The sequence below is a fragment of the Flavobacterium sp. LC2016-12 genome (genome assembly GCF_015351595.1).
In the GTDB taxonomy this organism is placed as follows: Bacteria; Bacteroidota; Bacteroidia; order Flavobacteriales; family Flavobacteriaceae; genus Flavobacterium.
Genome location: NZ_JADKPT010000002.1, coordinates 324,956 through 338,096, shown reverse-complemented (window position 1 = coordinate 338,096; position 13,141 = coordinate 324,956). Strand labels below are relative to the sequence as shown.

The window sequence follows — 13,141 nt, the reverse complement described above, 5'->3', positions numbered from 1 at the left end:
ACACATTTTTTATTCAGCAGCCTGATTGATTTTGGTTACTAAATATTCTTTTCCAAGAATTTCAGAACAGGTTACAACAGCTCCAATAGTTACTCCCAAAACGCCGTGCATGTTAATGCTTTGTCCGGTAAGATAAAGATTGTCCAATTTAGTTTTTGATGGTATCAGGGTTTTCATTGGATTGCCGGAATCTTTTACATAACCATACATATTACCATTGTGACCGCCAATATAATCCCGATAAGAAAGCGGTGTAGAAGTATGAATAGACTGAATACAATCTTTTATTCCTGGAAACTTCAATTCAATTTCATCAAGAAATTTAGATGTTTTTCTGGTTTTAAATTCCTGATAACTTTCGCCACGATCATTTTCCTCAACAGTTGTGTTAAAAGTATTTACCCAGGGAGCCACATCGTCATACTTCATATAGGTGATGAAAGTCATCCCTTCTGCCCATTCTTCTTGTTTTTTTGAAGCATTCATAGAAGCCATAAAAGCTTTTGGCCATGAATTTTCGTCGTAATCATGAGCATTCCAGACTTCACTGCTTTTTTTGAAATGATAATGATTATGATTGATGTACTTGAAAGTTTCGGGCTTAAAAACAAGGTATAGACTAAAAGCTGAAATAACGCCTTCAAGACTTTGGATTCGGCTAAAAAATGCTTTTCTGAAATGTTCTTCGCCAACTAATTTCAGTGTAATTTTGGGATCAATATTAGAGATAAAACGAGTGCCGGAAACCTGAGTTCCGTCTTTCATTTCTACAGCCGTTACTTTGTTGTTTTCAACATTAAAACCAGTAACTTCTTTGTATTTATAAAATTCGCCACCATGTTTTTTGAGCTGTTTTAAGAGTTGTTTTGTAATCTGACTTCCGCCATTAATACAACGCCAGGAACTTTGTATATAGGAGTTTACCGAAAGGGCATGAACATAAAACGGCGATTTATCCGGAATACCGGCATACAGAAAATTGCTTCCCGCCAAAACAGCTTTTAGCTTTTCATTTTGCGTACTATTATCTATTATTTCTTTTGCGTTTAATTCTAAAATAGCATTGTCATATTTGCCTTCCCATTTTAAATTGTAAAGAGGAAATGAGTCGCAAATCGTTCGCAGTTTAGTGCAGTACTCCTCAAGGTTTTCTTTTTCTTGAGGGAAAAAATGTTCTAATTGTTTTACAAAATTTTCATAACCCTGCGCATGTGGATATTCATTTTTGTCATCTTCAAAAGAGATAATATCAAAACCATTTTCGTCTAATTGCTTCAGATTTAGTTTGTCAATTATTCCTAAATATTTAAAATATTTATAAAGATTTTGGTCTTTTCCTAAACCACCGATATAATGAATTCCTGTATCAAAAATGGTTTTATCGCGAACGAAAGTCTGCAGATTTCCACCGTATTGGTTGTTTTTTTCGAGCACACAAACGCTATAGCCTTCCTTTGCCATAATAATGGCTGAAACTAAACCGCCCAGTCCGCTGCCCACAATTACAACATCGTATTGCTCCTTCATTCTAATTTTTCTTTAATACGATTATGGAATCTTCTTCTAAAACATTTTCAAAACCAAAGTTAATCAAAGTGGATTTTAAAGTAGAGTTATCAATTAAAATAATGCATGAAGTTACTGTAACAATTTTTTCGATAGTATTATTGTAGTTTTCATCAGAAATTAAGACAGCATCAAATTGATTTTCTGAAACGTTTTCAAGATTTTCCAAATAAGAGATTTTTCTTTTTTTGAGGAAATAATTGTTTTTTGCTACTAATGATTTTTCTTCGTCTGCAATGTATGAATGTATTTTTCGCTGTGGTTCCTGAAGCGTTAATAAAACATCCAGCTGTCCATAATCATTCGCCAAATGTAATATTTTGGCTTTCGCCGAAAGATGTCTGTTTAGGCGGTAATAGATTTCTAAATGTGTTTTTAAATTGTTTTTAACGCTGTTGATAATTTCAATTTCTTTATAATCATAACTATGAAGAATCATTTTTTTGAAATATTCCGGCCCTTCTAATTCCTGACGAATTTTAGCAAATTCTGTCTTAAAATATGAACTTAATTGTTTGGTTCTTTCGACGTAATTTTTTCCAAAAGAAAGATCGTCTGGCGAAATTCTTTCTAAAATAGAAATAGTAAGAGAACTGTCATGAATTACAAAATCGCCTTTAGGAATTGCTTCTGAAGCACCGTGAATCAAAACAGGAAGAATATCTAAATTGAATTCTTCGGCAAGATAAAAAGCACCTTTATGAAAACGCTTAATCTGATTACTTTCAGAACGCGTTCCTTCAGGAAAGATCATTAACGAATAACCTTCCTTTACTTTTTGACGCAAATGTTCAACGCCGCCTTCAATTCCTTCTGAAACCGGATAAAAACCAGCTTTTCTAACTGTTCCGCCAAAAATAGGTGAGTTGTAAACCCAGTCGTTTACTAAAAATATAATTTTCGGACTCAGCATTCCCATGGCCAGAATATCGATAAATGAAGAATGATTCGCGATAATAATGGCTGGTTTTTCGAAATTTTCACCGAATTTATTAACGACTTTTTTACGAAGAAAAGGGCTCGAATATAAAACTGATTTCATGAATTTTGAAATCACATATCGAAAGCCTTTCATTTTCTTTTTTTCTTTTATTGGAAGAATTGGCATGATGGTAATGCTGAAAAGCGACATCAAAATACCGCCAAGTCCATAATAGGTAAACGAAATGATACCGTGAATAAAGGTGCGCAATACAAAAGGTGGATTTCCTTTTTTCGAGCGATTTGATATAAAAAGTTTAAAGAGAATCGGATAGAAGATAAACGTAATAATCAATGCAGCGAAAACTCCAATTAGGGAAACAGATGAAATAGATCGCAACGCTGGATGTTTGGCAAAAATCATCGCGCCAATTCCTAAAATAGTGGTGATAACGGCCAGAATAATCGATGTCCTGTAAATGGCAATCTCATTTTTTCCGGTTGAATATTCTTTTTGAAGCGCACTTGTCATGAAAATACTAAAATCAACGCCATGTCCAAAAATCAAAGTGCAGACAATCATGCTGAAAATATTCATTTGAATACCAAAAATGCCCATAATTCCCGCCGTGACAATTCCCGTTAAAGCAATTGGAATACAGCTTACAATAACCAATTCAATTCTTCTAAAAAAGAAAAACAGAATCAGGATTACAGCAACAAACGAATAATTAACCAACGAATTGAAATCGGTTTTCAAAGTGCTGAAAAAAGTTTCGTTCATTTGCTGGCGGTCAATTGCAATTAAATTATTCTTGGCTGAAGCCGATTTTACAAAACCATCTCGTTGCTCTGGCGTTACTTTTACTAAAGTTGAAATCGTATAAAAACCATTTTTTTCGGTTACAAATTCTTTCAGTTGAAGTGCCTGAATTTTTAAATATTCCTGAGCTGAAATCGGTTTAAAATTAAAATCTAGGTGATCGTAAAAATTAGAATAAGTGGTTGGTTTAAAGCCAAGTTTTGAACCTTCGGTAATTAATTGTGATTTTAAAAGCTGTTTTTTATTGGCATCCCAAAACGAATTCCATTGATTTATTTTTTGCTGCTGTTCCTTCTGCGAAAGCATAATTCCTCCAACTGAGCTGAAATTTAAAATTTTGTTTTGTTGTTTTTCTTTTGATAAATCAGAAAAAAGCTGGCTGTTGTTTTGCAAAACTTCTTCCATGCTTTTTCCGTATGAAGCTACATAAATAGTCTTTGAAGTTAAACTAGTGCTTTCTTCCAATTCTTTTTCGGCTGCTTTAATTTCCTTCGGAACAAAATTCAATTGTGACAAATCGTTATTAAAACCGACATTATTATAAGTGAAAAAGCAAACAATAGTAATTAGGACACAAAATCCAATTAAGATTTTATTGTTGTGAAAAGAAAAATGCGCCAATTTATCAATCACATTTTTCTTGTGTTCAAAATTGTTTTCTTTAGGTTTATATAAATGAGGAACAATCAAAAGCGAGAAAAATGCCGAAGCCATAACGATAACAGCAGCGAAAATTCCGAGATCATTCAATGCATCAGATTTCACAAAAAGCAAACATAAAAACGCAACAGCTGTTGTTGAACTGCTCATAATAACCGGCATCGTAATGTCTTTGTACAACGTTTTGATGTCACTGTTATGTTTATAATGCGTTAGAATATGAAGGGAATAATCGATCGTAATCCCTAATAAAACAGAACCAATTCCGAGTGAAATGGCTGAGATTTGTTCTTTTACAAAATACAAAAACGCCACGGCAAACAAAGCGCCAAATACTGTTGGAAGAAAAATAATCAGCGGAATTAATATTTTTCTATAAAACAAAATCAAAATCAGCATTAGCGTAATCATTGCGATTGTTGTTGTTAAAACAATATCACTTTTAATTTGATTGGCATTGGCAACGGCAATCAAAGCCGAACCAAAATAACTGATCGAAGTTTTGCTTTTAAATTTCTGATTTAAATTTTCCTGAATCGACTTTAGTTTGGCTGCGAAAATCGTGTTTTTCTCTGTTTCGCTCGAAGGCAGATTGGAAGTTATAAAAAGCAATAATTTCTTTTTGTCTTTCGTCATGACAAAACCATTGTCAAGCGTAAAATCGTCGCCGATATTTAATTGCTGCAATTTTTTTAAAGCGATAAACGAAATTCCAAGCGGATCCTGCAAAATAAAATTCTTCGTAATAAATCCGGAAGGTGAAATAATTGATTTATAATTTCCCTGAACCGTTGCCGCAATACTGTCTTTTTGTAGTTTATTCTGAATCGCTTCATAATCTTTATTTTCCAGGAAAAGAGGCAAATTCCCGTAAACGAAATCAATAGTTTCCTGAATGTTTTCTTCGTCAATTTTCCCTTGGATTCCCGTAACATAAGGTTTGCAAGATTTAGAAACGCTGTCTGAAAAAGCAGTTGCCATTTCCTTTAAATCTTCATCTGAACCGTTTTTTTCGAGTTTGAAAATCACGGTTATTTTATCGGCAAAATTTAATTGTTTTAAAACTTTTGCTGTAACGTCAGCCTTGTCGTTTGTTGGAATTAATTTCGTGATATCTTCTTCAAATTTAATTTGAGAAGCAAAAAATCCAAATACAAAAAGCATCAAAACAGCCAACGCAACCGACAGAGATTTTCTCCGGTTGACAAACATATGAATGGCGTAGAAATAGTGATGCATTTATTAAATATTATTTTGTTATTGTCAGTTCGCCACGAACTCACGAATTAACTTAAAATAATTCGTGAATTGCTTCAACAGTGGCTATCGATCGGGTCGTGGCAAAAAAAAATCATTGTAATCTTTTATCCCGATAGCTATCGGGAGTGGCAAAACTACAAAGATTTTTCAGAATGTTTTTTGGTAAAAGCCGTTAAGAGTATATAACTCAACAAACCAAAAAACAGCGCCGAAACGGATGCTAAAATAAGACTTCCGACGATATATTGTGTAGCATTTTTTTGAATATCATCAAGTGTAACTGAACTGTCTAAAATTAAGGGAGTATCAGTAGAGACAAAATAACTTCCCATTTTTAGAGAACCGTAGATGACAAAAGGGATGAAGGGAGGGAAACTCACATTAGAAGATAAGTAAGCTATGACTTTATTAAGCTTAAATAAGGCAGCAAATGTAAAAAGCAAAATGGTCTGAAAACCCCAAAAAGGAGAAATCCCGATGAAAACACCCAAAGCAATGGCGGCAGATTTTTTAAAATTGGAATCCTTGCTCTCTAAAATATCTTCAAGAAAGAATTTTTTAAAACCTTTTTTTTTTGCTCTTCGAAGGAAATCCCTTGGCTTGATATATAAAAGGGCATTCGTTACCAAAACCGTATTCAAGATACTGATTCGGGTAAAATCCTGGAAGGGACGAAAATGCGAAACACGTTCTGCCGGATCATATAAAACCTGAATCGGAATATTTTTGACTACAATTCCTTTCCACGCAGATCGAACTATGACTTCAATTTCAAACTCAAATTTATTGGTGTAAAATTGCTGCGGAATTAAATTCAAAGGATACAATCGGAAACCGGATTGTGTGTCGTCCAATTTTATTCCGGTTTCGAATTTGAACCAAAAGTTTGAAAATTTATTTCCAAAGCTGCTTTTCTTTGGCACATTTTCCTGTGTCATATTGCGACTTCCAATCAACAAAGAATTTGGTTCGTTTTGAATTTCTTCAATAAAACCCGGAATATCAGAGGCAAAATGCTGTCCGTCAGAATCGATCGTAATGGCATATTCGAATTTCATTTCGAGTGCTTTTCGGAATCCATTTCTAAGGGCACGTCCTTTTCCTAAATTTATAGGATGATGAATTTGTGTAAGCTGAGAATAGGATTTTAAAATATCTGGTGTAGAATCTGTAGATCCGTCATTAATAATGATGACGTTTGAAGTGAAATTCAGAACAGAATCCAGCACTTTTTGTAGCGTTTTGTGATTATTGTACGTTGGTACAATAACACAAAAAGAAGTGGAATTTAAAAGATCTTGTTGTGACAAAATAGGTTTCATTTTGGAGTTTTGCTATCGCTTACTTAACGAATTGTTTTTCTTTTTCAGAGAAACTTTTCGATTGTAAAATAAAGTCTTTTAAGTACTCTTTCAAAGCGCTATTTTGCTCAGCATAATGATCTGTAATATATTTTTTGTCTTCTTTAATATTCTTTTTGTAACCCGTAATTCCAGGAACATTTTCCTGAATGCTTAAACGGATCAATCTGATTTCAATATTATTTGGTTCGCTTTTTATGGTTGATTCAAGCAATTTTGCACCTTCCTTAAAACGAGCGATTTTATCATTTAATTTCTTTTCAAACTTAGAATCCAATAAAATGGAAGCCGCTTTATAAGCCACTAAAGTTTTATCATCAGCATTCGAAATATCAGACAATTTTTCTGAGAATTCTTTAGCGTTGCTTTCTGATTTTGTAACGCCAGTATACATTTTTCTGATAGCAGCCAAGTCTGGCGTGCCAGCAAAATGAACCCATAAAAGTAATGTTAATAGCAGTTTCATATCTCTAATTTTTTATAGACATTGCTCAGTTTCAAAGCAACAGTCTCGTTAAAATAAGTGGTGTTTTTTACTTTCACCAAATTATCTTCAGTCAGTGTAATATCAAGTTCTAAACGCAATTCAGGATTGTTTTCCGGATTAATAAGCGCCATGAATTTTACGTTGGTAAGTGTTTGAATCATTAAGGTTTCCTGAGTGATTTTCTCTGTAAGTTCCTTAATAATCTGAATCATGCAAACGCCTGGCATAATCGGGTTTCCCGGAAAATGGCCTTTGAAAACTTCGTGTTTCTCATTGACCAAAATCGTAATACTATATTTAGAATCGCTTGTTTTTTCTTCTGAAAGAACTTTGTAAAAATCTTTTAAAACCATTTTTTTATTTTTTTCCTCCAAAGGCATAAGAAAGGCCTAATTGGAAATTGACATTGGTATTATAACTTCCTAGTAAATAATAATCATTTCGGTCATTATAATAAGAACTATCAAATACATCCAGTATCCCTTTTTTTAGTCTGGCTTCAAATGTAAGACCTGAAGGCAAACGATAAGCAATACCACTAATAAGGGCCAAATCATTATACATTTCAACTTTGTCTAAATTATCATTTACAAGAACATCTACTCCAGGACCAAATTGTATTTGAATTCCGGGTCCAAAAGTTAATTTGTTTAGGAGCGTAAAAGATAAATAGCCCAATTGTAAATCACGAGATTTTACAATTTCGTTTTGATTATTATCATAAAAATAATAGCCAACATTATCAGATCCCTGCCTGCTGTACGTTATTTCAGGCTGAAGCCCATATATTTTCGTAATATTTATTTCTCCAAAGGCACCAACATAAAAATCAGTTTTATAACTGGAACGCGTTTCTGAAATAGTTGAAAACGAAAAACCTCCTCTTAAACCTGGTTTAAAAGAAGCTTGCGCCTGCCCTTTCTGGAATCCAAAAAAAACTGCTGCAACGATTAATAAATGGCTATATTTCAAAATGTTATTTTACTTTAAAAGTATAGCTAATACCAAATTGCAAGACCTGATTTAAAATAATCTGATCATAATAATAGTCATCATAATCAATACCATCGTAACCGTAAATATCAATTAACCCTTGTTTGAATCGGGCTTCAAAAGTTAATCCGTTTGGAAAACTGTAACCAAGACCGCCAACAAAAGAGAAATCCGTACCAATCGGATCATATCCAAATCGGCCAAAATTGTCACTTGTTTTAATATCAAGAGATGGTCCGGCTAATACGTGAAAACCTTGACCTCCAAAGTTAAACTTTGCAACGGCACCAAGTGTTACATAATCTAACTCATATTTTGTGTTTTCAAACGAGTCAGTGTCGAAGTAATATTCACGACCTTCAGACCCTTGTCTGGAATACGTTATTTCGGGCTGAAGTGTAAAATATTTATTGAATTTGATTTCGACCAAACCTCCAATGTAGTAATCAGATTTCATACTATTGTCATCAATATTCGTTAAAGTCGAAAGATTCAAACCGCCACGAATTCCTGGACTAACTTTCATTTGGGCTTGCGAAGTTGTTAGGCCGATAAATAAAACAAATGCGAATAAGGTTATTTTTTTCATTTTGGGTCTGGTTTAGGTTAAGGTGAATTTTACTCTGATTTAAAATAATTTAGCTCAATTCTCAATTTGATATTCTGATGTAAAATGACAACTTTTTTGGCAAAAATATCGTTTTCTAAAGTAAAAGTAATTGTTATTTTTTCTTTTGTTTTAGAAGCGCGAACGAGCTTTTCTAATTTATGCTCTTTTTTGGAGACGAAAAAATAGTTATCACGATTCCCGTCTGCCGATTTATATATGTTATCCGATTCGTTTTCAAATTGTTCCTGAATCAAATACTCTTTTTTAAGAAGCAGTCTAAAATCTTCTTTCAGCGTATTGATCAGGATTTTTTTATCTAATTCTGATACAATAGAATTGACTTTAAAAGTCGTGTCGGAAATCTCAAAATCGAACAATTTGTTACCGAATTCGGTTGTAAAAACGACGCGATGTGTGGTGTCATTTATTTTCTTGGCAATGAAAATTCCAGACATTTCATGACCGTAAACTGTGATGTTAGTTTTGTAAACATAATCGGTTTTGGGTTCAGAAAAATAAGGAACTTCATAAGTCGTTTTGTCTAATTTTTTAGGCGTGTAATTTTTGGTGACTGAGCCACAAGAAACCAAAACAATTGCAAGAAAGCAATTAATTAGAAAAAAGGGAATCGTCGATTTTTGCATTGATCACTTTATTTTTAAGTACAATTCGGGTATAATCTTCAGATGATTCTAATAATTTTACCTGAACAACTGTTGCTTCTTCTTTATCGAAAGTCAGTTCGATTTGTTTGATGTATTTTTTTAGCGTTGCATCTTTCGGAACAAATTTCGCAATATTTTGTCCTTTTGATTTGAAGTATGAAATCGCAAATTCTTTATCGTCAAACATATTACCGCTTACACTCCCCACAATTAATTTATTGATGCGGCCAAAGATTTTACTGTTGCCTATATCAACCGCACTTTTCTTTCCCTCATCGTTGATCAGGATTTTTCCATTTTTAAAAACAATGCTGTAATTGTATGGTTTTTTATATTGCCATTGCAAAAGATTTGGTTCTTTAAAAATCATTTTTCCTGATGTTTCAATATCCTTGGATAAAAAGTCCATATGTTTATATTGAACGAAATCAGTACTCAACGTTTTGATTTTTTTAGAAACCACATTGACGTCTTGCTTAAATGAAGCAATTTCGGCATCCGTCATTTTTTGTTCCTGAGCAAACAAATTGCCTGAAATAAATAGAATTAGTAGTGCTATTTTAGTTTTCATATTTTGTTAAAATTGTGCTTTGAAATATTTTTGCCACAGATTAAAATGATTAGAAAAATCCGTTTTTATCCGCGTTTTCGCTTTAGCGAATCCGTCTCATCCGCGTTCCATCCCATAAGCTTTAAGATTCAAAAGTTCTTCCACAGAAATCACTTTGTAATTGTTTTGCTGTAAAAATTGCAAAAACTGTTCCAATACTAAAACCGAGTGTAATCCCGTGTCGTGCAAAAGTACAATTCCGCCGGGAGAAACTCGTTTTATTATGCGATTGAAAATTAAATTTAGGTCTTTTGTTCCGCCATCAAGAGAACGAATATTCCAGCCAATTACTTTATGGCCGGTTGTTTTTAAAGCTCTGCGAATGGATGGCGTGGTAACTCCGTAAGGCGGACGAAAAAAGTTAATTTTTTTAGAAGTAAATTTTTCAAGAAGTTCATCTGTTTTCTGAATTTCTTTCCTAATTGTTGCAGCATTATAAAAATCAAAAAACTTCGAATGGTTATAAGAATGGTTTCCAACCAAATGACCTTCAGCAATAATTTGTTTTACAATTTCCGGATGTGTTTCGATATTTTTTCCGATGCAGAAGAAAGTCGCTTTGGCATTGTATTTTTTCAGAAGTTCTAAAACTTCCAAAGTAAAAACACTCGGACCGTCATCAAAAGTTAAGGCAATTTTTTTTTCAGTTTCTAGCGGATTATTACAGAAAGATTTTACATGATAATTGGAAGAAATTCGGGCGGAACCAAAAGCATTTATTCCCATCCAAATCAAAACAATCAAAACAAACCACCAAAAATTTATTGCCATATAAAGATTCAGAAGAAACAATAAAAGCAATAAAAAAATAAAAAACAGAGATATGTTTTTATGCGTTATCATTTTGAAAGTAACGTAAAACTATGATTTTTTCCATTTACCTGATTGTACAATAAAATGGTGTTGTAAGCTGGTTTAGTAACCGAATTTACTTTTACAATTTCCGGAATTTCCTGAGTTTTTATAATTTTTGATGCCATCCACAAAGCAAAAGCCGAAGCCGTATCGTATTCTCCACTCAAATGTTTGTAATACAATTGAGGTGTTTTTGCGAAAGCATTTTCTGCAATATTTTTATAAAAAATATCAGATTCAATATTTCCATCGAATCCAAAAACAACAGCATCAACGTCTGAAATTTCTAAATTATTGGCCTTTAAAAAAGCAATTAGTTCCGATTCAATTTCGTTTTCTTCCAGTGTATTTCTGATTTCAACATCAAGAATTTCTGCGTAAGTCGAATCTTTTCGTTCGTTTTCTAAAACAAAAAAACTCGCGCCTTCGCCATAAACAACTCCAGTTGAGGTTGTATTTAAAATATTGGATGGAAGATCATTTTCTTTTTTGATTCTTCCGGCCAATTTAAAAAGAGATAAAGTATATTCGCCGTTTTCATCAACACCGCCAACCAAAATCGAATTGGCTTCGTTTTCTTCAATCTGCATTTTAGCATCCAAAAGTGCCGACTCAAAAGAAACCGCTCCGTTTACATACGTAAAATTGTAACCTTTGCATTGCAACGACAAAGCAATTTGCGCCCCAACTGTATTATGTGTCGATTGAATAAAAGAAGTTGGAGTTAAAAATTCTTCATTATTGTCCAGAATGTTTTTCAGGAATTTTTCAGAATCTTCGATGCATCCTAAACCCGTTCCCGTAATAATCGCGTCTACATTTTCGACGTTAGCATCTTTCATAGCTAATGCCGAAGCTACGATTCCGTTTTTTACTCCTTTTGCCATTCGGCGAATTGCAGCAGGAGAAATGTAATCTTTGTAAACCGAAGGAACAATCGAAAGTACTGTTTCGTTTGTATTAACAACCGCTTCTTCTAAAAAAACAGTATCAAATGTTTTTTGAGTCGAAATACAGCCTACTCCATTTATATATGTTTTTTTTGTCATTAGCTTTTAGAAAATATAAGGGTTGAACAATTTCCTCCAAAACCAAAAGAGTTAGATAAAACGTGTTCGATATTTTTCATTTTTAAAGAGGTCTGTGGTTGCAACTCAAATTCTTCCATCGGAACTTCGAAATTCAAATTGGGATAAACCACACTATTCTGAATCGCCAAAACACTGTAAACGGCTTCAATTGCTGCTGCAGCTGCTAATGTGTGTCCTGTGAACGGTTTGGTCGAACTGAAATCAGGAACTTTTCCATCTTCATAAATTCGGAGTAAAGCTCTACCTTCCGATAAATCATTATTGGGAGTTGCGGTTCCGTGAACGTTGATATAGTCAATTTCAGAAGGTTGTAAACCCGAAACTTCAAAAGCTTTTTTCATAGCTAAATAAGCGCCGTCGCCATTTTCTGAAGAAGCAGTCTGGTGAAAAGCATCGTTTGCATTTCCGTAACCTGAAACTCTGGCCAACACTTTTTTGTCATATTTCTGAACCATTTCATCTGATTCTAAAACTAAAAAAGCAGCCGCTTCACCCAGGTTTAATCCTTTTCTGGTATTGTCAAAAGGTTTGTTGTAATCGTCAGATAAAATCATCAAAGTTTTAAATCCGTTGATGGTGAATTTTGCCAAAGCATCGGTGCCGCCAACAATAACGCGATCTAATTTTCCGGTTTTGATCAATCGTGCGCCCAGCATTATAGAGTTCGCTGCCGATGAACAGGCGGTACTAATTGTCGTAACCATTCCTTTTAAACCCAATTCTGAAGCAATTTTTTCAGCTACATCGCCACCGTCATGACAGGAAATGTATTTTACAAGATCAGGATTTTCGAAATAATCGTAATAATGTTTTTCGGTCATGTCCATACCGCCAACACTAGTAGCTGAAATAAGTCCAGTTCTAAATTCGTTTATCGAGGTGATTCCTGCATTTTTAACCGCTTGTTTCGCTGCCAAAGTTCCGATCATGGCCGTTCTCGAAAAATTATTATTTTCAGAAAGCTGTAATTCGGCAACCAATTCTTCGTTGGTTTTTTTGATCTCGCCAACTTTAATTACATCGGCATGAACAGTCGGAATATTTTGGATTTTGGAAATACCAATTTTATTTTCGATCAGCGAAATATAATTTTCTTCGACTGAATTTCCAATCGAAGAGATAATTCCCATTCCGGTTATTGCAACGCCCTTTGTCATTTTAGATTATTAGATTTTTGGATCTTTGGATTGTTAGACTTTTAAATTATATAAATAAGAATATCCAATAATCTAAAAATCG

12 protein-coding genes are annotated in these 13,141 nt (G+C 33.7%); all 12 read right to left on the bottom strand.

Translation table 11 applies throughout. From position 1 onward, the window contains the following. Positions 1–9: 9 nt before the first annotated feature. The 12 genes from IRZ99_RS05865 to IRZ99_RS05810 all read right to left on the bottom strand — a co-directional run bounded on the left by IRZ99_RS05865 (position 10) and on the right by IRZ99_RS05810 (position 13,059). Complete coding sequence (locus tag IRZ99_RS05865; RefSeq protein ID WP_194656368.1) at positions 10–1,527, bottom strand: NAD(P)/FAD-dependent oxidoreductase; 1,518 nt, start codon at positions 1,525–1,527, stop codon at positions 10–12. A 1-nt stretch (position 1,528) separates the two neighbouring features. Beyond that, the gene (locus IRZ99_RS05860; RefSeq protein WP_194656367.1) at positions 1,529–5,209 is read right to left on the bottom strand and encodes a 1-acyl-sn-glycerol-3-phosphate acyltransferase; all 3,681 of its coding nucleotides are present in this window, start codon (positions 5,207–5,209) and stop codon (positions 1,529–1,531) included. A 155-nt stretch (positions 5,210–5,364) separates the two neighbouring features. Then, complete coding sequence (locus IRZ99_RS05855) at positions 5,365–6,552, bottom strand: DUF2062 domain-containing protein (RefSeq protein WP_194656366.1); 1,188 nt, start codon at positions 6,550–6,552, stop codon at positions 5,365–5,367. Positions 6,553–6,571: 19 nt separating this feature from the next. After that, a complete protein-coding gene (locus IRZ99_RS05850) occupies positions 6,572–7,057 on the bottom strand; it encodes a hypothetical protein (RefSeq protein WP_194656365.1) in 486 nt (161 codons plus the stop codon). Next, positions 7,054–7,431, bottom strand: a complete 378-nt coding sequence (locus tag IRZ99_RS05845; protein WP_194656364.1) for a 3-hydroxyacyl-ACP dehydratase — start codon at positions 7,429–7,431, stop codon at positions 7,054–7,056. The genes IRZ99_RS05850 and IRZ99_RS05845 overlap by 4 nt, the downstream gene beginning before the upstream one ends. A 4-nt stretch (positions 7,432–7,435) precedes the next feature. Then, positions 7,436–8,050 carry an outer membrane beta-barrel protein gene (locus IRZ99_RS05840; protein WP_228519028.1) on the bottom strand — a complete coding sequence of 205 codons (615 nt, stop codon included), beginning with the start codon at positions 8,048–8,050 and terminating at the stop codon, positions 7,436–7,438. A gap of 4 nt (positions 8,051–8,054) precedes the next feature. Beyond that, positions 8,055–8,660, bottom strand: a complete 606-nt coding sequence (locus tag IRZ99_RS05835) for a porin family protein (RefSeq protein WP_194656363.1) — start codon at positions 8,658–8,660, stop codon at positions 8,055–8,057. A gap of 29 nt (positions 8,661–8,689) precedes the next feature. Then, a complete protein-coding gene (locus tag IRZ99_RS05830) occupies positions 8,690–9,325 on the bottom strand; it encodes a hypothetical protein (protein ID WP_194656362.1) in 636 nt (211 codons plus the stop codon). Next, positions 9,291–9,917 (bottom strand): outer membrane lipoprotein carrier protein LolA, encoded by a 627-nt coding sequence (locus IRZ99_RS05825; RefSeq protein ID WP_194656361.1) that lies wholly within the window; start codon positions 9,915–9,917, stop codon positions 9,291–9,293. Before IRZ99_RS05825 ends, IRZ99_RS05830 begins: the two co-directional genes overlap by 35 nt. Before the next feature lie 96 nt (positions 9,918–10,013). Further along, entirely contained in the window at positions 10,014–10,727 is a 714-nt protein-coding gene (locus tag IRZ99_RS05820; protein WP_228519027.1) for a polysaccharide deacetylase family protein, read from the bottom strand. A gap of 68 nt (positions 10,728–10,795) precedes the next feature. After that, positions 10,796–11,860, bottom strand: coding sequence for a beta-ketoacyl synthase N-terminal-like domain-containing protein (locus IRZ99_RS05815; RefSeq protein WP_194656359.1), 1,065 nt, complete (start codon positions 11,858–11,860; stop codon positions 10,796–10,798). Next, positions 11,860–13,059, bottom strand: a complete 1,200-nt coding sequence (locus tag IRZ99_RS05810; protein ID WP_194656358.1) for a beta-ketoacyl-[acyl-carrier-protein] synthase family protein — start codon at positions 13,057–13,059, stop codon at positions 11,860–11,862. The genes IRZ99_RS05815 and IRZ99_RS05810 overlap by 1 nt, the downstream gene beginning before the upstream one ends. Between the last annotated feature and the right edge of the window lie 82 nt (positions 13,060–13,141).